Source organism: Clostridium sp. 'White wine YQ', from assembly GCF_028728205.1.
Classification (GTDB): Bacteria; Bacillota; Clostridia; order Clostridiales; family Clostridiaceae; genus Clostridium_T.
This window is the reverse complement of sequence record NZ_JAQYUU010000005.1, coordinates 69,657-94,598: the sequence shown is the minus strand read 5'-3', so window position 1 is coordinate 94,598 and position 24,942 is coordinate 69,657. Positions and strand designations below refer to the sequence as shown.

Here is a 24,942-nt window from a genome sequence, read left to right as displayed (position 1 = left end):
GAAATGAACACTGATGAAGCAAAAGTAGATGTTAAGAAAAGTATTTACAAACTTCCAGCTGATAAGGTATATGAAGTGTTTGGATCAAGCTACATGGGATTAACTATGGAGCAAGCAGTAGAATATCAGAAAGAACAAGGGAAAAATGTCATCGATGAGAAAAAGAAAAAGTCAGTACTGCTTATCTTCCTTGGAAATTTTACTCACTTAATGGCTGTTCTATTGTGGGTTGGAGGTATAGTTGCCTTTTTTGCAGGGATGCCAGAACTAGCAGTTGCTATTTGGTTGGTTAATGTTATAAATGGAATTTTTAGTTTTTGGCAGGAACATCGTGCAAGCAAAGCAACAGATGCGTTAAGAAATATGCTACCTTCTTATGCACGTGTTATTCGTAATGGAGAGGAGCAAAAAATATTATCTGAGGATTTAGTAATTGGAGATATCGTTTTATTAGAAGAAGGCGATAAAATATCAGCAGATGCACGATTAATTGAGTGCAGTGATTTACAGGTCAATCAATCAACTCTTACGGGGGAGTCTAATCCAGTTCGTAAGGTAAAGGATGCAGTATTAAAAGATGACCTTACATTAGCTGAAATACCTAATTTGATTTTTGCAGGGACAAGCGTTTCAGAGGGAAATGGAAAGGCTATTGTAATTGAAATAGGAATGAAAACTGAATTTGGCAAAATTGCAGGGCTTACCCAGAACATGGAGAAAGAGGATAGCCCTTTACAAAAAGAAATGAATAGATTAACAAAGCAAATATCAATAATAGCTATAGCATTTGGTGTTTTCTTTTTTATTGCAGCATTATTCTTAGTAAATGAGCCTATTGCATCATCATTTATTTTTTCATTAGGAATGATTGTTGCATTTATTCCTGAGGGGTTACTCCCAACAGTTACTTTGTCACTTGCCATGGCAGTACAAAGAATGTCAAAAAGAAATGCTTTAGTAAAGACACTATCTTCAGTTGAAACCTTAGGAAGTACTACAGTTATCTGTACAGATAAAACAGGTACACTAACTCAAAATGAAATGACAGTAAGTAATCTATGGTTAATTAATAAAGAGTTTAAAGTTACTGGTGTGGGGTATGGGCCAGAGGGAGATATTTTTGAAGGAAATAAAAAAGTTAAGGCAGAGGATGATAAAGATCTAAAATTATTGCTAACAGGAGCAGCACTATGTAGTAATGCAAGGCTATTACCTCCAAGCGAAGAATCAAGTAGATATACTGTTTTAGGAGATCCAACAGAAGCTTGTTTGGGAGTTGTTGCTGAAAAAGCAGGTATTAATATGCACGAACAAGCAGAATTGACACCTAGATTAAGAGAGTTGCCATTCGAGTCACGTAGAAAAAGGATGACAACTATTCATGAATTGCAAGAAGAGATAGAGGGTACTAAGCGCATAGCTTATATAAAGGGTGCTCCAAAAGAGATAATGAAGTTAAGTGAAACTATTCGAATAAATGGCGAAGTAAAGGCAATTACAGATAAGATGCGAGATGAAATAATGAAAGCTAATGATGGATATGCTCGAGAAGGGTTGCGTGTTTTAGCTGTGGCATATCGGTTGCTTCATAAGGATGATAATATACCGGTTGCTATGAGTGCCTACACACCAGAAAATATTGAAAAAGACTTAGTATTTGTAGGGTTGATTGTTATGGCAGATCCACCTAGGCCAGAGGTATCGGATGCAGTTGAAGAATGTCGTAGAGCGGGTATCAGAATTGTAATGATTACTGGAGATTATGGATTAACAGCAGAAAGCATTGCAAAACGTATTGGTATTGTAAAAGGAAATAATCCAAGAGTAGTATCAGGTCTAGAATTAGAAGAACTTTCTGATGAAAAGTTAAAAGAATACTTAAAGGATGAAATTATCTTTGCAAGGGTAGCACCAGAACAAAAACTAAGGGTAGTAACAAATTTGCAGCAAATGGGAGAAATAGTAGCAGTTACAGGAGATGGGGTAAATGATGCACCAGCACTTAAGAAAGCTGATATAGGTGTTGCAATGGGGATTGCAGGTACTGATGTAGCTAAGGAAGCTGCTGATATGATTCTTACTGATGATAACTTTGCATCGATCGTTCATGCAATAGAGGAAGGCCGTGCTGTTTATAGTAATATCCGAAAGTTTATGCTTTATATTTTGAATTCAAATGTACCTGAGGCAGTCCCTTCAGCTATGTTCCTATTTTCACGCGGGGCTATTCCATTACCACTTACAGTTATGCAAATCCTAACAATTGATTTAGGTACAGATATGTTACCTGCATTAGGACTTGGAACTGAAAAACCAGAAAAAGGAGTTATGAATGAGCCTCCACGTAATCAAAAAGAGCCTTTATTAAATAAAAAGTTAGTCATTAAGGCCTTTTTGTGGTATGGAATGTTAGGTTCAATAACTTCAGCTATTTCGTATTTCTTTATTAATTTTCAAAATGGATGGCCAAAGGTTCCACTTGCAGGAGGGGATAATCCAATATATATAAAGGCAACTGCAATGACCCTTGCAGCAATTGTATTTAGCCAAGTTGGAGCAGTATTTAATTGCCGTACAGAAAAACAATCTGTATTTAAAGTTGGGATATTTAGTAATAAGCAAGTAAACTTTGGAGTCATTTTTGAGATTTTCCTAATCTCAGCATTGGTATATTTACCATTATTCCAATCAATTTTCCATACAGCAGCATTAGATTTATCTGACTGCTTGCTATTATTTATTTGGCCACCACTAATATTACTAGTGGAAGAAGTAAGAAAAGCTATATTTCGTAGAAAAAAGTTTAAAAAAAATAGTTAGTCTAATACACTTATAAAATTATAAAAATAAATAAAGAGGTGATAGACATGAAGGTTATTGTAGTAGGTTTAGGAAGAATGGGAACAGGTTTATCGCTTAATCTTGTAAAAAAAGGGCACCAGGTAACAGTTATAGATTCTAATCCAGAAGCATTTAATGGCTTAGGTAAAGACTTTAAAGGAACAAAAATTGTTGGTTTTGGGTTTGACAGAGATGTACTAAGTAAGGCTCAAATTGACAAAGTCGATGCTGTGGTATCTTGCACTACAAGTGATGAAATTAATGCAGTTATAGCTAGGATAGCAAGAAATATTTATAGAGTACCACGCGTAGTTGCAAGGCTTTATGATTCTAGAAGTGCAGATATTTATCACAGATTAGGAATACAAGCTGTTTCAACAACAACTTGGGGTATTGAAAGAGCAACTGAAATGCTAACTTACAATCAATTAGATAGCGTTTATGAAATGGGAAATGGACATGTTAATTTAGTACGTATAGAGATACCTTCTTTATTGGTTGGACATACCGTAAATGAATTAATTGTTATTGGAGAAATACAAATTGTTTCTATTAGCCGTAATAATAAAACCTTTATACCAACTAGAGGAACTGTATTTGAAGCAGAAGATGTTATATATATATCAGTAATTGCTTCTGCAATAAATAAGTTAAAGTCAATGTTGGGTATAGGGTAAAAAGGGGGAAAAAATATGAGAGTTATCATTATAGGTGGCGGACAAGTCGGAGCCTATCTTGCATCCTTATTATTAGCAAGTGGTAATGAAATACGGTTAATTGAACAATGCGAAAAAACATATAATAAGATACAAAAAGAGTTACCACAAGAAGTGTTGATTTTAGGTAGTGGGTCAAGTCCTCAAGTACTTGAAAAAGCAGGAATAGCTTCAGCTGATGTAGTGGCAGCAGTTACAGGTGCAGATGAAACCAATTTAGTAGTATCAACACTTGCTAAAATGGAATTTGGAGTTCCAAGAGTAGTGGCTAGGGTCAATAATCCAAAAAATGCATGGCTATTTAATATTGGAATGGGTGTAGATATTAGAGTTAATCAAGCAGATTTGATGGCGCATTTCGTTGCTGAAGAAATGGACTTAAAAGATATGTTTACTATTTTAAAGCTCAATAGAGGAAAATTCTCCATTGTTCAACTCAAAGTAAAACAAAATGCTAAAGCTTCAAATCGATTATTAAGGGATCTATCTATACCTCAGGATTCAGTACTTATTGCTATTACAAGAGAAAAATCTCTATTGATACCAAAGGGAGATACAAAAATTTTAGTAAATGATGATATATTGGCGTTAACTGGTGAAACTAGTAGAAAAGAATTAAAAGAAATATTTGGATAATAGGTTAAAAAAACATCCCAGATTTATATAGTTTGAGATGTTTTTTTTATTTAGTTCCCTTGATAAGGGTTACAATTGTTTATTAAGTAAAATATTGGTACAATATAATTACTATGAAATAAGGGGGAAATAATATGAAAAAGAAAAAATCGTTTATATTAATGCTTGTCTTCTTGCTAATTACATCCGCTAGCTTGTCATTTGGAACCTATAAAGTTAAGGCTGTAACGCAATTTAATGTTACTAATAGTTATCCAGTTAATAATGGTAGTAAAGCGCCTATTATTGGATTTATTGCGTTTCAGTTTAATAGCGCTGTAAATATAGATTCTACAAAAGATATTTTAGGAGATTGTACAATCAAAAATTATATTGTAAAACAAGAAACTACGGATAATGTATTAATGCTTTATTATAATAATCTTAATTATAATACCAATTATACTGTTAAATTAAATGCAGCTGCACTAAAGGATAGTAATGGAGTACAGTTATCAGGAGATTATAACTTAACTTTTACAACTGGAGCAGAATATGAGAGGTTATCAGGTCCTTCTAGATATGAAACCAGTGTAGAGATTGCAAAATTTGGAGGGAATCATGCAGACTATGTTGTGCTTGCTACTGGTGAAGATTTTCCAGATGCATTGTGTGCAGTACCTCTAGCTACAAAATATGGAGCTCCAATTTTATTGACTAATAAAAATGAGCTTCCTTCAGCAGTTCAAAGTGAAATTACTAGTCTTAATCCAAAAGAGATATTTATAGTAGGAGGAATTGGAGTAATATCTGACAATGTAAAGAATGTACTTCAAAGCCAAGGAATTAAAGTTACAAGAATTTCAGGAAATGATCGTTATGAAACATCTCTTGCAATAGCTCAAAATGTTAATGGCCCTACTAATTCAGAAGCGTTTATAGTAACTGGCAATGATTATCCAGATGCCCTATCAATTGCTTCATATGCAGGTAATAAACATATACCAATATTACTTACGGATAAGAATCAACTTCCTACTAGTGTGAAGAATTATATAAGTAGTGAAGGGATAACAAAAACTTATGTTATTGGAGGGCCAGGCGTTGTAAGTGATAATGTACTTAGTACATTACCTAATGCTGATAGAGTTGCAGGTAATAATAGATATGAAACTAATATGGAGGTACTTTCAAATTTTCCATTCTTCTATGGGGAAACTTATTTTGCAACTGGACAATCATTTGCTGATGCATTGTCTGGAGCTGCCTTAGCTGGAACATTAAATAATCCTATAATCCTAGTTGATAGCTCAATGCCAGATGATGTAGCTAGTGCAATAAGAAATAATAAAGATATTATGAAGATGAAAAGAATTCTTGGTGGAACAGGTGCAGTACCAGATTCAATAATTAATAGAATCCTCAAATAAGAATATATTATTACTAGAACAAATGAATAAATTTGATTGAGAGGAGAAATTATGGCTGAGAAAGGTATTAGCATTGATCCTATAAGTGAATATATTCTAAAGTTTCCAGCAGAGGTTCAAGATATACTAAATACATTAAGAAAGGTTATTAGAGAAGCAGCACCAGAGGCAAAGGAAAAGATAAGTTATCAAATGCCTACTTTCGTTTTAAATGGGAATTTAGTACATTTTGCTGCCTATAAAAATCATATTGGATTTTATCCAACGCCTAGTGGCATAAGTGCTTTTAAAGAGGAATTAGCTGAATATAAAGGAGCAAAAGGGTCAGTACAATTTCCTATAGAAAAGCCACTTCCCTACGAACTAATAAGTAGAATTGTTAAGTTTAGGGTAGATGAAAATATAAAAAAGTCAGAAAATAAATCAACAAAGAAATGATAATTAAGAGTGTGTCATATTGCATTGTGCTTTATGGCACACTTTTCTATTTTCTATATTTAATAAAAGTATAAATGTGTGATTTAAGTTACAGTTTTTATAACTGATAAGTATTATCATATAAATATCAATATACATAATTTAATTAAGTAATAAATGTAAATTTTGCAAAGGTGAGGTAAGTAAATGAAAAAAGATATTAGTTATATAACGATAGATGGTCGAGGAGAACATGAATCTTTTAGAGATTGTATTACTCAGACAGTGAAAGACTTAAATCCTAATACTGGAATACATATAATTAAGGATTTTGAACCATTTCCAGTATATAAAATGATGGAAGAAAAGGGTTTTGAAAAATATGTGGAAAAAATAAGCGATGAGGAATTTCACGTTTATTTTTCACTAAAAACGAAACTTGAAAATATTAAGATGAGTGAATATTTAGAAGTTAATGAAGATAAAATTCAAAAGATAATGGATATAAAATTAGGCTATCTTAATGGAAATATAACTTTAGAACAAGCGAAAGCTAGGATGAAGGAAGCAGTTAGTAGTGTTACACCTCAAGAATTTGCAGTATGTGAACAATATTTACAGAGATATGGTATATCCGATGATATGTTAGCTCAGAGGATGAATGAAATATTAGAAATATTTGAGGGCCTACTTACAAGTGATAAATTGGATTTACCATCAGGGCACCCTATCAGAACATATATAAACGAAATTCATGCAATCAGAGAAGTTCTTAATAAAATGAGAGTTATGCTTGAGAAAAAATTTATCAAAAATCAATGGGCTGAGCTTTATGATAGGTTGAGCGAGATAAACATTCATTTTTCTAGAAAACAAAATCAACTTTTTGCAGCCTTAGAGAATAAAGGGTTTGATAAACCTTCAAAAGTCATGTGGACATTAGATAACAAAATAAAGGAAATTATCAAAACTGCAAAATTGTATTTGGATAATAATCAAGATGAAGAGTTTTTAAAACTTCAAACGGAAGTGATTGAAATGGTAGAAGATATGATGGTGAAGGAAGAAGAAATACTTTGTCCTACAGCAGTGGATATTCTTTCTCAGGAAGATTTTATACAGATGAGAAAAGGCGATGATGAGATTGGTTACTGTTTAATTGAACCACCAGTACCTTATGGAAATGAAGGAGGAGAAATTATGAACGATACCTCAAATAGTGAATTAATAAAGGACTTGGCTAGTGTGCTTCAGAAACATGGAATGCTCACATCTTCATCAAGCAATGAGGCTTTAGATGTAAGTCAAGGAAAGCTAACACTTGAACAAATAAACTTGATATTTAAGCATCTTCAAGTAGATTTGTCTTATGTAGATGAAAATGAAATAGTAAAGTTTTATAGTGATACAAAACACAGAGTATTTCCTAGAAGTGCTGGAGTTATAGGAAGGCAGGTTCAAAATTGTCATCCAAGAGAAAGTGTAGCAACTGTTGAAGAAATAATTAGAGCTTTTAGATCTGGAGAGCAAGATCAGGCAGAATTCTGGTTAGAAATCGGAGGAAAGTTTATATATATTATTTATAATGCAGTAAGAGATGATAAAGGGAATTTTAGAGGGGTCTTGGAGATGATGCAAGATGTTACTAGAATCAGAGGATTATCAGGAAGCCAGAGGTTATTATCATGGAGTAATACCAAGAAAGATACAGAAGAGATAGAGAAAAAAGAGAATATAAATGAAAATGAATATGGAATTACAAATGAAACTATTATTGGAGATTTAGTTAAGGAGTATCCTTTTATAAAAGATTTTCTAATAAATCTTTCACCTAAGTTCAATAAATTAAAGAACCCTTTGTTGTTTAAGACGATGTCATCCATGGCAACAGTAGAGATGATAAGTAATAGAGGCGGATTTGAGGTAGGTGATTTAATAGATAAATTAATAAATGAAATCCAAAAATCTAAATAAGATAATTGTGTGTATACGAAAGTACTAGAGAAAACCTCTAGTACTTTTTTTATGCATGTGAAATTACACAAAAAGCAGTAAACAAATTCATGAAAACCCACAAGAGGAAGAAAATGTAAAACATAGAATACTACAAATGTATAAACATTTAAGTTTAATAAAGGAGGAATGAAATGAAAAAAAGAAAAACTTTTAACAAACTACTTTCTTGGTTAGTGACTTGTATTTTTACTTTCACGCTTATTAATTTTCCTTCAATCAAGACTAAGGCAGAAGAATCTACAACTATAGCAGCTGATTCAATGGCAATACTTACTGGAGATTTTCTCAATATCCAGGGACTTGGAAGCGATTGGGCACCAGATAAACACGAAATTGTAATGAGGGAATTTAGCAATGGAGTTTATTATGTAGATATTGATTTTAAAACAACAGGAAGCTTTAATTACAAGATTGCTATGAATAGCTCTTGGGACGAGAGCTATGGAAAAGATGGAGTAAGAAATGGCGAAAATATTCCAATAAAGGTTGATAAGGCAGAAAAAATAAGTTTCCTATTCGACTACAAGAATAAAAAGATATATGATTCCGTAAATAACTCAGATTATTTTAAAAAATCCTCAACGCTTGTTGGAAGCTTTGCTCAGAATGGAGGAAGTGATTGGAATCCTGCTGATTCCAACTATGACTTAGAATATGTAGGAGATGGATTCTATAAAAAAGAATTTGATTTAAAAGCAGGAAGTTATGAGTATAAAGTAGCTTATAACCATGCTTGGAGTAATGGAGAAATAGGTTCTAATATTGCATTTAAATTAGATAAAGACTCAAAAGTTACAGTACTTGCAAATCCGTATTTGAATTTATGTCTTGATTCAATAAATAATCCGGAAATATTAAATATATACTCAATACTAGGGGATGTAAGAGATAAAGATAGTTGGGATGCCGCAGCTAAAGGTTATGAATTCCAAAATATTGGAGGAAGTAAGCTAGTATATTCAAAATTTTTAGTAGCTAAAGAATATAACTATAAAGCTTGCATGAATTATAGCTTAGATAATTGGGCTTTGCCTCAAGGTAGTAATACTTCATTAAAACTAGATACGGATAAGTATGTAGTTTTTGTAATTGATTTATCACAAAATAAAATATTTGATTCAGTAAATAATCCTGATGAAGTAGCGGAAGCATTGGGGTTAAAGAAAGTACCTATAATTACTAGTAGTCCAGTAATTAATGCTAATGGTACGGTAACCTTTAATTATAAAGATACTTTAGCTGAAAATGTTTACCTAGCAGGCTCAATGACTGATTGGGGAAATGGAAAGAAATTAATGACAAAAGACAGTCAGGGAGTTTGGTCAATCACCCTAAGATTGGGAGATGAAGAAAAAGATTATGAATATAAATTCATAGTAGGAGATAAGTGGGTTACAGATCCGTTGAACAACAATGTGTCAAATGGAAACTCAATTTTTCATTTTAATCAATATAGTGGACGAAAAGTGGTTGTTGCAGGAAGTATTCAGTCAGTAGTTGGTGAAACGAATTGGACACCAAGTTCTGAGAAAACAAGAATGAATTATAAAGGAAATGGACTTTATGAATTAATAATAAAAAATGTTCCTGCTGGTAAATATGAATATAAGATTGCTATGGGAGCTTGGGATCCAGAAAACTATGGTTTAAACGGAAAGTCTTATGGAGAGAACATTCCATTAGTAGTTGATAAAGCACAAGATGTAACAATTCTTTATAACGATGATAGTCATATTGCAGTGGATTCAATAAGTTATAAGTCTATTGATGCTACATTAAAGGGAACAGGCATAGAAGAAACTAAGCTAACAGATAGTGGACTTACAGGAATTTATTCTGCAAAGATTAGCTTTAAAAAAGGCATTTATGGAGATTTGGTATTAGAAATAAGAGACGAAAATGGAGCCTTAACAAAGACTGTTAAAGTTCCTATGCTAGAGATTAAGGATGATATTAAAGTTGTAACAATGAGTTATGACCCAGTGTCAGAAATGGTATTTAATGATGCATCTTCTGAAAAGATAAATACCAATGGGATATATTTTAATTCTAAGGAATTAGAATATAAAAAGCCATTTGGAGCTATAAAGGCAGGAGAAGAGGTCACTTTTAACTTGAAATCCACCAAAGATGAAATAAAGCAAGCAAAGATGGTAATAAGTTCTTCTAGTGCTACTAAGGTTTATGATATGAATAAAACTGAAGGCTTTGATGATAAGAGTGATAAATGGACATTAAAACAGACGTTTAATGAAATAGGGACTTACAAATATTATTTTATAGTTAGCAATGGATCAGATATAAAGGCTTATGGAGATGATGATGGATTTTTTGGAGCAGGTAAAGGTGATGAATTAGGCAAGGTAAAGTCATATGAATTTAATATATATAAGCCTGATTTTAAAACTCCTGATTGGATGAAGAATGCGGTAGTATATCAAATATTCCCTGATAGATTCTTTAATGGAGATAAGAATAATGATTATTTACAAAAGTATGCTAGAGGAACAGCTCCCTATGAGTTCTATAATAATTGGTATTCAATACCCGAAAATCCTAACTTAGAATATGAAAAAGATGATAATGGAAACTTTGTATTAGACAAGGATGGAAAACCAATAATTAAAGCTGGGTATACAGGAACCGTAGGTGATGCATATAAGGATATATGGTGCAATGAAATGTATGGAGGAGATCTTTCAGGTATAAAACAGAAATTAAATTACATTCAGTCATTGGGGGTAACTGTACTATATATTAATCCCGTATCTAAATCCATATCTAACCACAGATATGATACAACTGATTATAGTGAAGTAGATCCTTTGTTAGGATATATGGATGACTTTGTTAGCCTTTCAAAAGAAGCAAAAAGCAGAGGTATGCATATTATTTTAGATGGTGTTTATAATCATGTTTCAGATGATTCCGTATATTTTGATAGATATGGCAAATATATGGCTAAAAACAAACCGTTAGGTGCTTATCAGTATTGGTCAAAAGTGTATGATCTTATGAATATTAAAGGCTTAAGCCAACAAGAAGCAGAAAAAGAAGTAACAGCTGACTTAGCAGCTCAAGGAATAACAGATCTACATTATAAAGACTGGTTTAAAATTGATAATGTAAAAGTCAATCAAGGAAAAAGTTCAGAACATTATCAGTATGAAGGCTGGTGGGGATATGATTCAATGCCAGTTATACAAGCCTTAAATGGATCTGAATATAATGTGAAATCTTGGGCAAATGAAATAATTGATGGCAAAGATTCCAATACCCGATATTGGCTAAGAGAAGGCTCTAGTGGATGGAGATTAGATGTTGCTAATGAGGTTTCAGATGAGACCTGGAGAAATTTTAGAACAGCAGTTAAACAAGAAGGGGATAATGCAATAATCGGAGAAATATGGACAGATGCATCTAAGTATTTGCTTGGTGATATGTATGATTCAGTAATGAATTATAGATTTAGAGAGGCTGTTTTAGGTTATTTAAGAGACAATAAACCAGCATCAGAAGTAATGAATCAGCTTGAATTAATAAGAGAACAGTATCCAGAAGAAGCTTTTTATGCAATGTTAAATCTTGTAGATTCCCATGACACTGAAAGAATATTGACTTCTTTAGATGGGATTGTAAAGGATAAAAATGATGCCATTATAGCAGGAGATCCTACAGAAAAAGCAAGAAAGCTTCAACAATTGGTAGCACTTATTCAGATGACTTATGCAGGTGCACCATGCATTTATTATGGAGATGAAGCTGGTATGGTTGGAGCTAAGGATCCAGATAATAGAAGAGCTATGATTTGGGGTAAAGGTGACAAACAGACAGTTCAAAATTATGCAAAGCTAACTAGTGTAAGAAATAATTATCCAGTGTTAAGAACTGGCGAAGTATCTCCTGCAAAGGTAGTTGGAAGTGAAGATGTATTGTCATATGAAAGATATTTAAATAGTTCTAAGGCTTTGGTAGCTATAAATAGAAGTGAAAAAGCTACTACTACAGATATATACGTTAGTAATATTAAAAATGGAACAGTATTAAAAGATGCCTTAACTGGAAAGTGCTATACTGTAGAACAAGGAAAAATATCATTAAAATTAGAGGCTACAAGTGGAGTTGTGCTAGTAAATAATTATAAGAAGCTTAATGTAAATCTTAATGGAGTTAAGGATGCGTATGATCCTAACTATATAGTTAAGAATACTACTGCACCAAAAACTGATGAGCAAGTAGTTAATGAAATTAAAGAAGCTGCTAAAAAAGGTCAAAAAGAAGTAGTGGTATCAGATATTCTTGAAGAAATAAGTACAGTAGTAATAAATGCCTGCAAGGAAAATAATATTAAGCCAGTGATAAATAGAGGAGATACTACACTTATCATGCAAGATTCAGGAAAATTACTTCAGGCAGTTAAAGATTCAGGAACCACTGGACTAACTCTAGATGTAAATGATGATATTTTAAATAGTAACGCTGCTAAAAAGCTAAAGTATAAATATTGGCCTAAATTATTTAAAGGCCTAACTATAAATAGTAATATTATTAATGGTAATTTTAACTCACAAGTTAAGGTTAATGTTAAGATTGATTCAAGATATGATAATGAAAAGCTCTATATTTACAATATAGATAATAAGGAAAAAGTAAGTCTTGTACAAGCAAGTTTATGCAATAATGGAAGTATAAGATTTGTGATTAACCACGATGGCAATTATATAATAACTAACAAAGACCTTACCAAAAAACATTGGTGGGACTGGTTTCATTGGTAGGTCATAATATATATTAATTAAGATAAAAATCACCTTCAAAAAATATTTTGAAGGTGATTTTTTTATTTAATTATTTGTTAGTATTATCTTTTATAACATAAAATCCAGCTATTAATGCATCAATTGTTAAATGCAAACTTTCATTTACACTTTGAGAAAGCCCAAACCCGTTGTTTTGTTCCAAGGAAGTAAATCCATGTAGAATACTTCTTAATCCTCTTGTAGCGTGGATTGCACCCTCTCCTTTTAAACCATAAGCAGCTAATACTTTTAATACCACTTCGATAAGTGCAGTTTCTTCATCTATAAGATCATTATCATTAAAGTCTGACACATTATTGATAGAGGAATATAACCCAGGATGTTTTTTTGAAAAGTTTGTATATGCATCAGCTAATGCGTGAACAGCATCATCACCAGATTTTCCTATAGCAGCACTTGCCATATCTTCACGAAGTTTTCGTATGCTGTAAATACTTAGTTTCTTTCTTAAATCTTGAATTCCATTAATATGATTATATAGAGAAGGTGTTTTAATATTCAAAAATTTAGATAAGGAAGCCAGAGTAACTTCTTCTAAACCATTAGCATCAGCTAATTCTGATGTAGCTAGTAAAATTGTATTCATATCTAATCCAATTCTAGGTGACATATTTTTTTCTCCTTTAGTTTATTTTAATTTCAGTATCTTTAATTATTTTGTCCATAGCGGCTTGAGGGTTAATAAGCATATTTCCATGTCCTGTAGCTAAGATATTTGGATTTAGTCTTCTTAGTTTTTTAGCACTTTCTAAAGAAACTTTATTATTCCAGGTGGCTAAGGCCGGGAAAGGAAATAAAAACTTCTTTTGTCCAGCAATAGCAAATCCACCTCTCACTTGAAAAGCATCTCCAGCAATCAGAATATTATTTCTAGTGTCTAAATATGCCATAGATCCAGGGGTGTGACCAGGAGCAGATACAGCTAGTAATGAGCCAACCATATCTCCATCACTCAAGAGAATATCAGCTCTAGTTTTAAGATTCTTTGGTACAGATCCCTTTATAGGTAGATTTTCTTCATCAACATCTAAAGAAATATCTCCAGACATTAAACGTGAGTCCCTTTTAGACACATATACTGGAACATCTTTCAAGGTGTTTTTTAAAGCATCTAATGCACCTACGTGATCTCCGTGAACATGTGTTAATAGAATTTTAGTTATAGGTTTACCTATTTTTTCAGAAGCTCTAATTATATCTTTATATCCAAAAGCAAGTGCTGCATCTATTAATGTTAGGCCAGTTTCTTCTTCAACAAAATAACAATTTACAGGGAAGAGAATGGGCATAAAAGTCAATTGATATACTGTCTTTTCATGAATAAGTCTCATAATAACAACTCCTTTCACAGTAAAACTAATATAGTTAGTTTTACTTATATTATATTCTTAATTATAACTAATGACATTAGTTTTTGCAATAACTTAATTAGTTTAATGTAATAAGATATAAAAAAATTATAAAAGTTATAAAATAAAAATGAAAAATTACTTAAAATGTACGATAAATATAAGGATAGGGTTTTAAACTATTAAAGTAAAATATAATGCAAAAATCATATTACATCTCACGGTCTAACTCTAAGTTGAAGCGTATAAGAGCTAGACAGCGACATGTAAATTCTTTAATGCATTATATATATAAGGATATTGAAAATAAAATTTAAAAGTGGGGGTTAAATAATGGAATTTAACAATGAACAAATTAGTGAAATGGATGATATGAGTAGTTTTATATCAACTTTTGAAGAATTGGTGAAACATATAAAATTCATTGAAGAGATATCTGGTGATATTAATGATGTTGCATCTAAAACAAATTTACTAGCACTTAATGCTTCAATAGAAGCAGCAAGAGCAGGAGAAGCAGGAAGAGGATTTTCAGTTGTTGCAGAAGAGGTTAAAAAACTTTCTGTTAGTACAAAAGAATTAGTTTTAAGTATGAATGACGCAGTAAAAAAGATATATTCTCTTACTGAAGAAGCAAATGATAAAATTGATAAATTTAAAAGTAAGAAGTAGTATATAGTAGTTCAGCAGATTTTTATCTTTCAATTGATAAAAATCTGTTGCTTTTTTTTTGCAATATTACTATAGTTAAGTAGAATAAATTAACAATTAAAGTTTATAAAACAGTAGAATCTTCAACATAAAGTAAACTATATTATACTCGATAAAATAAGTATAAAATGATTATGAGAAGGGGTTTTAATATGGAATCAAAAATACTACTTGAATCTGGAACTGGAGAGTTAGAAATACTTGAGTTTTCCATAAGTAATAGACATTATGCTATTAATATTATAAAAATTAAAGAAATATTAGAAGTAAAATCAGAAAACTTAACTAAATTACCTGAATCACACCCTGCTATTGCTGGATTAATTCTTAACAGAACTGAAATATTAACAGTAATTGATTTGAAGTATGTTATTGAAGGTACAAAGTGTCGTGATTTTAATAAATTGATTATATGTGAATTCAATAAACTAAAAGTAGCATTTATAATTGATGATGTTATTAAGGTTCAAAGAATTAAATGGCAAGAGATATTAAAACCTGATGATGTATCTACAAACTCACTAGTTGTAGGTAATATAATTATGAATGATACAATTGTATTAATGCTGGATTTTGAAAAAATAGTTACAGATATTAATCCAAGTACAGGAATAAGTGAAGATAGAATACTTGAAGTTGACTATAAAGATAGATCAAATATTAAACTTATGATTGCAGATGATTCAGCAATGATAAGAAAATTACTTGAGAATACTCTTACTAAAGCAGGCTTTAAGAATATAAAATCATTTAACGATGGAAAGCAAGCATTAGATTATTTGCTAAAGCTAGCAGATGAAAAAGGTGGGAACTTCACAGACGATGTTCAACTTTTAATAACAGATATCGAAATGCCTCAAATGGATGGACATGCACTTACAAGAAATATAAAAGAAAATCCAATTTTAAGAAAATTACCTGTTGTAATATTTTCATCACTTATTACAAGTGACTTGAAGCATAAAGGTGTATCTGTTGGTGCAGATGGACAGTTAAGCAAACCAGAGGTTGGTGAACTAGTTGAAATGGTAGATAGTCTAATATCGAAAAAACTAGGTAAATAGTTCACATAAAAAATACACAATCATCACATTGAAAGAACATAATAGAGGAGTAGTATTATATACAAGATAAGTTTTCTTTTTATAAATTTCTCCCCTTCAAAGCAGTTGGCAATTAATTTATTGTCAGCTGTTTTTTTATTTAAATGAATATTAGTAATATCAATATCGCTACCTTCTTTAAGTATAAATAAATTTTTATATTTAATACTAATAGAGTGACAGAAATTTATAAATCAAAGTTATAATTTTACAAGGCTTTGATAATAATAACTGTAATTAAATTTGGAGGTGAAAATATTGATAATAGAGTCCAAGGGTAAGCAAGTATTAGCTGGAATTAAAGGAATTGAAAGTGCTTTAAGAAACAACTCAAATCAATATAAAAGTGATAATGAGAGAATTGCATATAAGGAAGAATTAGATAAGGTGAGGGCAGTTATTAAAGGGATAGAAGACAATTGGGGAATAAAATCATAAAAAATATATAAGCTAATTAGGAATACACATATTCTAAGAGGAGGAGTTAAGAAGATGGCAGGTAAGAAGGAGTTGACTCCAGTTCAACAACAATATCAAGACTTTGCTAAAGATAGAGAGCCTAAACGTCCAGTTGTTAAGAACTGTATAAAGGCTTTTTTTGTAGGGGGAGCAATTTGTACCTTTGGTCAATTTTTGCAGTGGATATTTATTACATACTTTAATTTTAAGGAAGAAACAGCTGGTGGTCCTACATCTGCAGTTTTAATCATTATATCTATTTTACTCACAGGATTTGGCGTATATGACCACATTGCCCAATGGGCAGGGGCAGGAACAGCAGTACCTGTAACTGGTTTTGCAAATACAATGGCTTCTGCAGCTATAGAACATAGAACGGAAGGATATGTATTAGGAGTAGGTGGAAATATGTTTAAACTCTCAGGATCTGTAATTGTCTTTGGAGTTTTTTCAGCTTTTGTAGTATCTATAATAAAATTGATATTAAAGTGGATAGGTGTGATGTAAATGTTAAAAGGAAATCAAACATGGCTATTTGAAACAAAACCAGTGATAATATCCTCAGCTGCAGTAGGTGGACCTTTTGAAGCTAAAGGGGCATTATCTGAAGATTTTGATTTGCTTCACGATGATGTATGGTTAGGTGAAGATAGTGTAGAAAAAGCAGAGAAGAAACTACTTGAGGAAGCATGTGAAACAGCTATAAATAAAGCAAATATGAAAAAAACAGATATTCAATTTCTTTTATGCGGAGATCTAATGAACCAGATTATCTCTAGTAGTTTTGCAGCTCGCTCATTAGGAATCCCTTTTTTAGGTATATATGGGGCATGTTCAAGTGCAATGGAAGGCTTGGCGTTAGCATCTCTGCTAATTGATAGTAAGTCAGCGAAATATGTAGTTGCAGGCGCATCTAGTCATAACATAGCTGCAGAGAAGCAATATAGGTACCCAACTGAATATGGAGCTCAGAAACCACCAACAGCACAATGGACTGTTACAGGGGCAGGGGCAGGACTTATTGCAGAAAAAGGGGATGGACCAAGAGTAACTTCAGCAACAATTGGAAAAGTGGTTGATATGGGAATTTCAGATCCATATAATATGGGTTCAGCTATGGCACCAGCAGCAGTGGATACCATAGAAGCTCATTTTAGAGATTTGAATATAGATCCATCACACTATGATTTAATTGCAACTGGAGATTTAGGAAAGATTGGACATAAAATAGCTACAGATTTATTAAAAAAAGATAATTTTAATATGGCAGATACAAATTTCACTGATTGTGGAATGTTAATTTATAAGGAAGATCAGCCAGTAATGGCAGGAGCAAGCGGATGTGGTTGTTCTGCTACAGTTACATATGGTCACTTATTAAATAGAATGAAAAAGGGTGAATTGAAAAAAATACTAGTTATTGCAACTGGAGCATTGTTATCGCCTTTATCATACCAGCAAAAGGAAAGTATTCCCTGTATTGCTCATGCAGTATCTATAGAGATGTAAAGAGAGGTGTTGATTAAGTGGGAATTTTTATATGGGCATTTATAATTGGAGGAGTAATATGCGTTATTGGACAAATAATGATGGATGTATTTAAACTTACACCTGCGCATACAATGAGCACTTTAGTTGTTGCTGGAGCAATATTAGGAGGCTTAGGATTATACGATTCATTAGTAAAGTTTGCAGGTGCAGGTGCATCAGTTCCAATAAGTAGCTTTGGCAATTCCTTAGTGAAGGGAGCCTTAATGGAAGCCGAGCAAACAGGAATTATAGGAGTATTAACAGGAATATTTGAGATTACCAGTTCAGGAATATCAGCTGCAATAATTTTTGCATTCATTGCGTCGCTTATTTTTAAACCAAAGGGTTAATTAAATAAGTAAGTATCCTATTAGTAAGGGAAGAAAATTTCTTCTCTTATATTTTTTTGAAAAAATGATTGTTAAATTTTGTCAATTTATCCTTTGATTGAATACTATATCATGTACTTAATATTCTATGGAGGATTAAAATTGAAAAAGGTAGAAACAACTAAGAAGATGGGGCAATTTCCTAAAATGAGTAATTGTGTACCACAAGAAACAGTCATAAAAGATGTAAGATTAGCTGCCGCATATGTTCCTTATGAAAATCTATGTGCTCTTTTTACACCTGTAGAAGCATTAAAGAGAGGGACAGCTTTTCCTGAACTTTATAGTCCCTATGAAGGTAAAGAAAAGGAAGCATATTTAATGAAATTGGATGGAAAGGAGAGAGAAACCTATGAAGAATGAAATGCATGATATGAATGAAAAAGAATTATTAAATAAACTTCGAGCAGCTCACTTTATGAAGGTAGATTTAGGTTTATTTCTCAACACTCATCCAATGGATGGAGATGCATTAAAGGAATTTAATTTTTATGTAATGGAATGTAGAAGATTAAAAGAAGCTTATGAGATGCATTGTGGTATGCTAACTGATCATGACTCATTAAGTCCATATCCATGGCAATGGATATGTGAACCTTGGCCATGGGAAGAAGAAGCTAATTTTAAGCTTGAAAGGGAGGAGAAATAATTTATGTGGACATATGATAAGTTCTTAGAATATCCGGTTAAAATTAAAAATCCTAATCCAAAGATGGCAAAAATAATTATTACTCAGTATGGGGGACCAGATGGAGAACTAGCTGCATCACTAAGATATCTAAGCCAAAGATTTGGTATGATCACTCCTCAAGCTATAGCAACTTGTAATGATATTGGAACTGAAGAATTAGCTCATCTAGAAATGGTAGGATCAATTGTTCGTCAATTAACTAAAGGAGCTACTCCAGAAGAAATTCAAAAAGCAGGAATGAGTGGATATTATGCAGATCATGGTAAAGGGATATATCCTGTAAATGGAGATGGAGTACCATTCACAGCAGCTTATATTCAATCTAAAGGAGATCCTATAGTAGATTTAACAGAAGATTTGGCAGCAGAACAAAAAGCAAGGGCTACCTATGAATACCTAATTAATATGGCTGATGATCCAGATGTAATAGAACCATTAAAATTCTTAAGAGAAAGAGAAGTTGTTCACTATCAAAGATTTGGTGAAGCTCTTAGAATAGTTCAAGATTACCTTCAAGAACCACATTTATTTGTGATGCCAAAACCAGAATCAATGAAATAAACTATTTAATTAAAAGCAGTATAATTATTTCACATTAGGAATGTGGAAATAGAGGAAAGTGTACCACTTTAGTAAGGGTACACTTTCCTATTTTAATATATTTTCATAAAAGGTCATTTATGAATTAATTAAGTTCTTTTACATTAGTAATTTTGAAAATTACAAAGCTTGATTATATTGTTTAGTAAAACTTAAATTTAGTCTAGTTTAAACTTATTAACGACATTCCCCAAGGAAGACATCATTTGTCTAATATTATCTAGATTCTTATTTAATTGGTTCACAATTGCTGATTGTTCTTCAGTTGATGCAGCAGCTTGTTGGCTACCTGCGCTTAATTTATTTGAAATATCTGCTAATTCATACACGTCTTCTACAGCACTTCTACAATTACTTTCAATTAGGTTAATAGAAGCTATAATATCTTTTGCTTTTTTATTAGCATCATTACTTGAATTCATTAATTCTAATAAATATGTATCTACTGCAGTTACAGAATTGACTCCATCATTTGCTTGTATAACTCCATCTTGAATAGTTTTAATAGCGATATCAATTTCAGACTGCATAGTGCTTGCTATTTCACTTATTTGAGAGCTAGCTTTATTGGATTGTTCAGCTAGCATTTTAATTTCATTTGCTACCACAGCAAAGCCTTTTCCTTGCTCACCAGCTCGTGCTGCTTCTATACTTGCGTTTAAGGAGAGAAGATTTGTCTGTTTAGTTATCTGTGAAATTGTTTCACTAAATGAGTTTATTTCCTTTGATTTATATCCTAGTTCTTCTATAATATTAGCTGTATTTTCAATAGTTCTATTTACAGTTATAACTTTTTCGATAGAAGTTTTAAATATATCTAAAGCTTTCGTTGTATGAAGCATTGCTTCATTTGATGAATCGGAAACTAAGTTAGCATAATCAACAGATTTTTGAACTTGTTTAAAGACATCATTCATAGACTGCGAAACTTTATCTACATTATTAGTTTGCTCAAACGTACCTGTTGCAATTCTACTAATTACGTCAGTTATTTCTTCAGTAGCCTTACTTGTTTCAGTAAAACTTTTATACATAGTATCAATCTCATAAGTTACATTTTTAGTATTGATTTTGATCTCGTTAGTTATATTTAATAAGTTACTTACCATGTTGCTAAATGATTGAGTTAATTCACCAACTTCATCTGTACTAAATTTATCAAATTTAACTGATAAATCGCCTTCTTTTACTAAATCAGCATTGTTTTTTAACTTGTTCAACGATCTTACTAGAAGAGATGAAATAGCTTGACCAGCTAGTATCCCAATAACTATAACTATAAAAATTATTATTATCATATTTCTACTTAACTTATCAAGTTGATTAACAATGCCGTCAGCAGTAAAATCAGCACCTAACATACCTATTACATTTCCAGACTTATCTTTTATGGGAATGAATGCAGACATTAAGTGACCCCACTCATTAGTGTTTAATTCATAGCCTGGAGTTCCATCAAAGCTTTTAGCCATAGATTTGGACATATCCTCTTCTACATCTCCCAATGAAGAAAAGTTTTTGTCATCAATTGGAAGTCCATCAACTACATAAATGTATTTACCATCGGAAGTTTTACGCATTGTGTAAAGAAACTTTAAACCAGTTGTGGATCTTATATCACTTAAGTGAGTCTGGAGCTCCTTATAGTATTCAGAATTCATATCATCCTTAGAAGTGAGATTGTTAAACTTTTCTGTATCAATTGTATTTACAATAGAATTAACAACTGATAACTCTGTATTACCTACAGCACTTTCTATGTTTGCTTTAGCTTTATAATAGGTATAGAAACCTATAAGAAGTGAAGAAAATAGTACAAGTATTATAAAGCTGCCAACGATTTTGTGTTTTAATGAAAAACCTCTTCTAATAGTGTTTTTTCTCAATTTTTATCCCCCTTTATTATGTAAAAATTCTAATTTCAGCAATGGTGTGTATAGTATATCATAAAATAATGAACTTTTTGAGAAGTCTAACAATTTTTTACTAATTTTTAAAATATAATTGTTAAAATTAATTAATCAAGTATTTCTGTTACGTTAAATTGAGATAGTTTTTAATTGTTAGGATGCAACATATTTCGCTTACAATGCAACTTATATACTCAATAATGCATCATACACCCTAGCTGGTTGAAGGAGATAAATTACTAACATATAATTAAATCATAGTAAGAGGGAGGGGTTTATGATGAAAATAACAATTGAAAATATCCCTGAAGGAAGTGAACCAGAGATAATAGTAAGATGCAATGAATTAGATGAATCTTTGTTGCAGCTTATTTATTCAATTAAATCATCGTCAAAGAAACTGATTGGTCTCACAGGCTTACAAATGAATATTATCAATCCGAAGGATGTTTTTTATTTTGAAGCAGTAGATAACAAAGTATTTATCTATTGTAAAGAAAAGGTCTACGAGTCAAGACTAAGGTTATATGAACTTGAAACGGAATATGAGAAATTAGGATTCTTTAGAGCTTCAAAATCAACTATTCTTAATATTTCAAAAATAAAATCTTTAAATCCAATTTTTTATGGAAAGTTTGAGGCATTGCTACTAAATGGCGAAAAAGTGTATATATCTAGACAATATGTTCCTATCTTAAAAAAGAAATTAAATTTATAAAGGAGAGGTTATTATGGAAATTAGAGAATATTTAGGATCTATGGTTAAGGATTTTATTACCGCTTGTGGATTCTTAATGGTATTGATGGCAGCATATTTAGGGCTATATTCTATAACAGAAATTAACGTTTCATTTTTATTTCAAATTATAATAATAGCTTTATCATTTACATTTTATAAGTTTGCTTTTATCAATAAGTTTGAATTAAAAGAAAAGGCTAATATCATTAATTTCTCCATTTGCACTACCTTGGCAGATATAATAACAATAGTGTGGCTTTGGTTATTTAGCCCAAGAAATATTATAGATAATGAAAATATAGTGGTTTATATCATAATAATTTTTGTTGTAAAAGCAGTAGTCTTTGCAATGATGTATATTAATGGACGTGAGGAAGCAAAAGAACTAAATGAAAAGCTAAATGAATATAAGAAGAGTACGTCTAAATAAAATTGAAAAGAGCAATTTTTAAAATTCAAAAGCAGAATTTATAATACCCCAAGCAGTTGTAGGTTATAGGCTATAGTTGTTTGGGGTATAGTAATATAAACAAAATATGAAAGGAGTCTAAAAAATGCCCAAAACAATGGAAAGAACAGCAAATAGATTAATTAATGAAAAGTCACCATATCTCTTACAACATGCTCATAATCCTGTAGATTGGTATAGCTGGTCTGATGAAGCATTTGAAAAGGCGAAGAAAGAAGATAAGCCTGTATTCTTATCAATAGGCTATAGTACCTGCCACTGGTGTCATGTAATGGAACGTGAATCATTTGAAGATAAGGAAGTAGCAGAGGTTTTAAATAAAAGTTTTATTTCAATTAAGGTTGATAGAGAAGAAAGGGCAGATATAGATAGCATATATATGACATTCTGTCAGCTTTATACAGGTAGTGGAGGTTGGCCATTAACAGTTATACTTACTCCGGATAAAAAACCATTTTTCGCAGGAACATATTTCCCAAAGAAGAGTAGACATGGTTCAATAGGCCTTATAGAATTACTAAACAAAATAAACGATATTTGGGAAAATGATAGAGAAAAATTTGACACAACTTGCGAAGAGATGCTTAAAGAAATACAAGATTTTGATAGAAATAGCAATGTTGAAGAACTGGATGAAAAGATAATAAATAATACTGCGTTGCAGTTAAAACAATATTTTCAAAGAGATTATGGTGGATTTAGCCGAGCACCTAAGTTTCCAGTACCACATAATTTATATTTCTTATTAAGATATTATTATCAAAATAAAGATCATGAAGTTTTAAAAATCATAGAGAAGAATCTCCAGTGTATGTATAAAGGAGGTATTTTTGATCACATAGGATTTGGGTTTTCAAGATATTCTACAGATAGTAAATGGTTAGTTCCACATTTTGAAAAAATGCTATATGATAATGCATTATTATCATTGGTATATGCAGAAACCTATAGCTTAACAGGTAATAAGCTATATGAGGAAGTAGCTGAAAAGGTTTATACTTATTTACTTAGAGATATGATTTCACCTGAAGGCGCATTTTATTCCGCGGAGGATGCAGATTCAGAAGGGATAGAAGGAAAATTTTATGTATGGACATTAGATGAATTAATGAGAGTGTTAGGTGATGAGGAAGGAAAAACTTATGCTGACACTTATGATATAACTATTAAAGGAAACTTTGAAGGGAAAAGCATACCTAATTTAATAGATGTGGATTTAGGCAAAATAGAAGAAGATGAAAAATTACAAAGAAGTTTAGAAAATAGTAGGAAAAAGTTATTTGAATATAGAGAGAAAAGAGTTCATCCATTTAAAGATGATAAGATTTTGACTTCTTGGAATGGTTTAGCAATCGCATCATTTAGTAATGGAGGGAAGATATTTAAAAAGCCTGAGTATATTAAAGTGGCAAAGAAATCAGCAGATTTTATATTAAGTAAATTAGTAAATAAAGAAGGACGGCTTCTTGCAAGGTATAGAGATGGAGAAGCAGCAAGACTAGCAGTTTTAGAAGATTATGCATTTCTAGTATGGGGGATTATAGAACTTTATGAAGCATGTTTTGATATTAAATATTTAGAAAAGTCCATTGAGTTAAATGATCAGATGATAGAACTTTTCTGGGATAAAGAAGAAGGGGGATTTTATCTCTATGGCAAGGATAGTGAGGAATTAATATTACGACCTAAGGAAATATATGATGGAGCACTTCCTTCAGGAAATTCAGTTGCTTTATTAAATCAAATAAAACTTAATAGTTTAACAGGAAGTTTAAAATATGAAGAATTTATTGAAAAACAAATAAACTTTTTCAGTGGAACTGTAAAGGAAAACCCTATAGGATACGTGAATTTTATTACAGCCTACATGTATAATATAAGTTCTATGAGAGAGATAGTTATAGCAGGAGACTTAGAGGAAGCGTTTGTAGAGAAATCTTTATCAATAATAAATGATAAATATAATCCATTCCAATCAATAATATTAAATAATGGCGATTCGAGACTTTATGAAATTAATAGCATAGTAGAAATTCAAGGGAAAGCAGAAGGGAAAAATAAGATGTTTATATGTGAAAACTTTACCTGCGGAAATACAATGGATAGCGTAGCGCAGGTAGAGAAGTTTTTCAATTAA

The 24,942-nt window shown here is 31.5% G+C and carries 22 protein-coding genes; 19 read left to right on the top strand and 3 right to left on the bottom strand.

Annotated features, from left to right (window positions below; translation table 11 throughout):
• The first annotated feature begins 3 nt into the window (after positions 1–3).
• The 7 genes from PTZ02_RS14620 (at position 4) to PTZ02_RS14590 (ending at position 12,813) form a co-directional block, all read left to right on the top strand.
• On the top strand, positions 4–2,820 hold the full coding sequence (locus PTZ02_RS14620; RefSeq protein WP_274228540.1) for a cation-translocating P-type ATPase: 2,817 nt from the start codon (positions 4–6) through the stop codon (positions 2,818–2,820).
• A gap of 38 nt (positions 2,821–2,858) precedes the next feature.
• Complete coding sequence (locus tag PTZ02_RS14615; RefSeq protein ID WP_337992996.1) at positions 2,859–3,518, top strand: potassium channel family protein; 660 nt, start codon at positions 2,859–2,861, stop codon at positions 3,516–3,518.
• A 15-nt stretch (positions 3,519–3,533) separates the two neighbouring features.
• A complete protein-coding gene (locus tag PTZ02_RS14610) occupies positions 3,534–4,193 on the top strand; it encodes a potassium channel family protein (protein WP_274228538.1) in 660 nt (219 codons plus the stop codon).
• 134 nt (positions 4,194–4,327) lie between these two features.
• Entirely contained in the window at positions 4,328–5,602 is a 1,275-nt protein-coding gene (locus tag PTZ02_RS14605) for a cell wall-binding repeat-containing protein (protein ID WP_274228537.1), read from the top strand.
• 51 nt (positions 5,603–5,653) lie between these two features.
• Positions 5,654–6,040 (top strand): iron chaperone, encoded by a 387-nt coding sequence (locus PTZ02_RS14600; protein WP_274228536.1) that lies wholly within the window; start codon positions 5,654–5,656, stop codon positions 6,038–6,040.
• A gap of 186 nt (positions 6,041–6,226) precedes the next feature.
• Entirely contained in the window at positions 6,227–7,993 is a 1,767-nt protein-coding gene (locus tag PTZ02_RS14595) for a PAS domain-containing protein (protein WP_274228535.1), read from the top strand.
• 173 nt (positions 7,994–8,166) lie between these two features.
• Entirely contained in the window at positions 8,167–12,813 is a 4,647-nt protein-coding gene (locus PTZ02_RS14590) for a pullulanase X25 domain-containing protein (protein ID WP_274228534.1), read from the top strand.
• A 70-nt stretch (positions 12,814–12,883) separates the two neighbouring features.
• Here PTZ02_RS14590 and PTZ02_RS14585 read toward each other — a convergent pair whose 3' ends face one another.
• Both PTZ02_RS14585 and PTZ02_RS14580 read right to left on the bottom strand, forming a co-directional pair.
• The gene (locus PTZ02_RS14585) at positions 12,884–13,465 is read right to left on the bottom strand and encodes a TetR-like C-terminal domain-containing protein (protein ID WP_274228533.1); all 582 of its coding nucleotides are present in this window, start codon (positions 13,463–13,465) and stop codon (positions 12,884–12,886) included.
• A gap of 13 nt (positions 13,466–13,478) precedes the next feature.
• Complete coding sequence (locus PTZ02_RS14580; RefSeq protein WP_274228532.1) at positions 13,479–14,186, bottom strand: MBL fold metallo-hydrolase; 708 nt, start codon at positions 14,184–14,186, stop codon at positions 13,479–13,481.
• A gap of 351 nt (positions 14,187–14,537) precedes the next feature.
• On the opposite strand from PTZ02_RS14580, the gene PTZ02_RS14575 reads away from it, so the two are divergent.
• From PTZ02_RS14575 to PTZ02_RS14535, 9 genes are all read left to right on the top strand, one after another.
• Positions 14,538–14,876, top strand: a complete 339-nt coding sequence (locus PTZ02_RS14575) for a methyl-accepting chemotaxis protein (protein WP_274228531.1) — start codon at positions 14,538–14,540, stop codon at positions 14,874–14,876.
• A 191-nt stretch (positions 14,877–15,067) separates the two neighbouring features.
• Positions 15,068–15,979, top strand: a complete 912-nt coding sequence (locus PTZ02_RS14570; RefSeq protein ID WP_274228530.1) for a chemotaxis protein — start codon at positions 15,068–15,070, stop codon at positions 15,977–15,979.
• A gap of 297 nt (positions 15,980–16,276) precedes the next feature.
• The gene (locus PTZ02_RS14565) at positions 16,277–16,456 is read left to right on the top strand and encodes a hypothetical protein (protein WP_274228529.1); all 180 of its coding nucleotides are present in this window, start codon (positions 16,277–16,279) and stop codon (positions 16,454–16,456) included.
• A 54-nt stretch (positions 16,457–16,510) separates the two neighbouring features.
• Entirely contained in the window at positions 16,511–16,984 is a 474-nt protein-coding gene (gene spoVAC / locus PTZ02_RS14560; RefSeq protein ID WP_238882842.1) for a stage V sporulation protein AC, read from the top strand.
• On the top strand, positions 16,985–17,986 hold the full coding sequence (spoVAD, locus tag PTZ02_RS14555) for a stage V sporulation protein AD (RefSeq protein WP_274228528.1): 1,002 nt from the start codon (positions 16,985–16,987) through the stop codon (positions 17,984–17,986).
• A 17-nt stretch (positions 17,987–18,003) separates the two neighbouring features.
• A complete protein-coding gene (gene spoVAE, locus PTZ02_RS14550) occupies positions 18,004–18,357 on the top strand; it encodes a stage V sporulation protein AE (RefSeq protein ID WP_202766082.1) in 354 nt (117 codons plus the stop codon).
• Positions 18,358–18,498: 141 nt separating this feature from the next.
• Positions 18,499–18,759, top strand: a complete 261-nt coding sequence (locus PTZ02_RS14545; protein ID WP_274228527.1) for a spore coat associated protein CotJA — start codon at positions 18,499–18,501, stop codon at positions 18,757–18,759.
• Positions 18,749–19,045 carry a spore coat protein CotJB gene (locus PTZ02_RS14540; RefSeq protein ID WP_274228526.1) on the top strand — a complete coding sequence of 99 codons (297 nt, stop codon included), beginning with the start codon at positions 18,749–18,751 and terminating at the stop codon, positions 19,043–19,045. Before PTZ02_RS14545 ends, PTZ02_RS14540 begins: the two co-directional genes overlap by 11 nt.
• 3 nt (positions 19,046–19,048) lie before the next feature.
• Entirely contained in the window at positions 19,049–19,648 is a 600-nt protein-coding gene (locus PTZ02_RS14535) for a manganese catalase family protein (RefSeq protein WP_274228525.1), read from the top strand.
• Positions 19,649–19,845: 197 nt separating this feature from the next.
• Here the strand turns inward: PTZ02_RS14535 and PTZ02_RS14530 are convergent, their stop codons facing one another.
• Positions 19,846–21,573, bottom strand: coding sequence for a methyl-accepting chemotaxis protein (locus PTZ02_RS14530; RefSeq protein ID WP_274228524.1), 1,728 nt, complete (start codon positions 21,571–21,573; stop codon positions 19,846–19,848).
• Between the two features lie 301 nt (positions 21,574–21,874).
• Between PTZ02_RS14530 and PTZ02_RS14525 the strand changes: the two genes are divergently transcribed.
• From PTZ02_RS14525 to PTZ02_RS14515, 3 genes are all read left to right on the top strand, one after another.
• A complete protein-coding gene (locus PTZ02_RS14525; RefSeq protein ID WP_274228523.1) occupies positions 21,875–22,315 on the top strand; it encodes a LytTR family DNA-binding domain-containing protein in 441 nt (146 codons plus the stop codon).
• 13 nt (positions 22,316–22,328) lie between these two features.
• Entirely contained in the window at positions 22,329–22,766 is a 438-nt protein-coding gene (locus PTZ02_RS14520; RefSeq protein ID WP_274228522.1) for a DUF3021 family protein, read from the top strand.
• A 124-nt stretch (positions 22,767–22,890) separates the two neighbouring features.
• Positions 22,891–24,942, top strand: coding sequence for a thioredoxin domain-containing protein (locus tag PTZ02_RS14515; RefSeq protein WP_443112626.1), 2,052 nt, complete (start codon positions 22,891–22,893; stop codon positions 24,940–24,942).

Coding starts and splice junctions, on each gene's coding strand:
- PTZ02_RS14520 (WP_274228522.1), top strand. CDS start 22,329: ATGGAAATTAGAGAATATTTAGGATCTATGGTTAAGGATTTTATTACC.
- PTZ02_RS14600 (WP_274228536.1), top strand. CDS start 5,654: ATGGCTGAGAAAGGTATTAGCATTGATCCTATAAGTGAATATATTCTA.
- spoVAC (WP_238882842.1), top strand. CDS start 16,511: ATGGCAGGTAAGAAGGAGTTGACTCCAGTTCAACAACAATATCAAGAC.
- PTZ02_RS14525 (WP_274228523.1), top strand. CDS start 21,875: ATGATGAAAATAACAATTGAAAATATCCCTGAAGGAAGTGAACCAGAG.
- PTZ02_RS14575 (WP_274228531.1), top strand. CDS start 14,538: ATGGAATTTAACAATGAACAAATTAGTGAAATGGATGATATGAGTAGT.
- PTZ02_RS14540 (WP_274228526.1), top strand. CDS start 18,749: ATGAAGAATGAAATGCATGATATGAATGAAAAAGAATTATTAAATAAA.
- PTZ02_RS14580 (WP_274228532.1), bottom strand. CDS start 14,186: ATGAGACTTATTCATGAAAAGACAGTATATCAATTGACTTTTATGCCC.
- PTZ02_RS14595 (WP_274228535.1), top strand. CDS start 6,227: ATGAAAAAAGATATTAGTTATATAACGATAGATGGTCGAGGAGAACAT.
- PTZ02_RS14610 (WP_274228538.1), top strand. CDS start 3,534: ATGAGAGTTATCATTATAGGTGGCGGACAAGTCGGAGCCTATCTTGCA.
- PTZ02_RS14535 (WP_274228525.1), top strand. CDS start 19,049: ATGTGGACATATGATAAGTTCTTAGAATATCCGGTTAAAATTAAAAAT.
- PTZ02_RS14605 (WP_274228537.1), top strand. CDS start 4,328: ATGAAAAAGAAAAAATCGTTTATATTAATGCTTGTCTTCTTGCTAATT.
- PTZ02_RS14570 (WP_274228530.1), top strand. CDS start 15,068: ATGGAATCAAAAATACTACTTGAATCTGGAACTGGAGAGTTAGAAATA.
- PTZ02_RS14515 (WP_443112626.1), top strand. CDS start 22,891: ATGCCCAAAACAATGGAAAGAACAGCAAATAGATTAATTAATGAAAAG.
- spoVAD (WP_274228528.1), top strand. CDS start 16,985: ATGTTAAAAGGAAATCAAACATGGCTATTTGAAACAAAACCAGTGATA.
- PTZ02_RS14620 (WP_274228540.1), top strand. CDS start 4: ATGAACACTGATGAAGCAAAAGTAGATGTTAAGAAAAGTATTTACAAA.
- PTZ02_RS14585 (WP_274228533.1), bottom strand. CDS start 13,465: ATGTCACCTAGAATTGGATTAGATATGAATACAATTTTACTAGCTACA.
- PTZ02_RS14590 (WP_274228534.1), top strand. CDS start 8,167: ATGAAAAAAAGAAAAACTTTTAACAAACTACTTTCTTGGTTAGTGACT.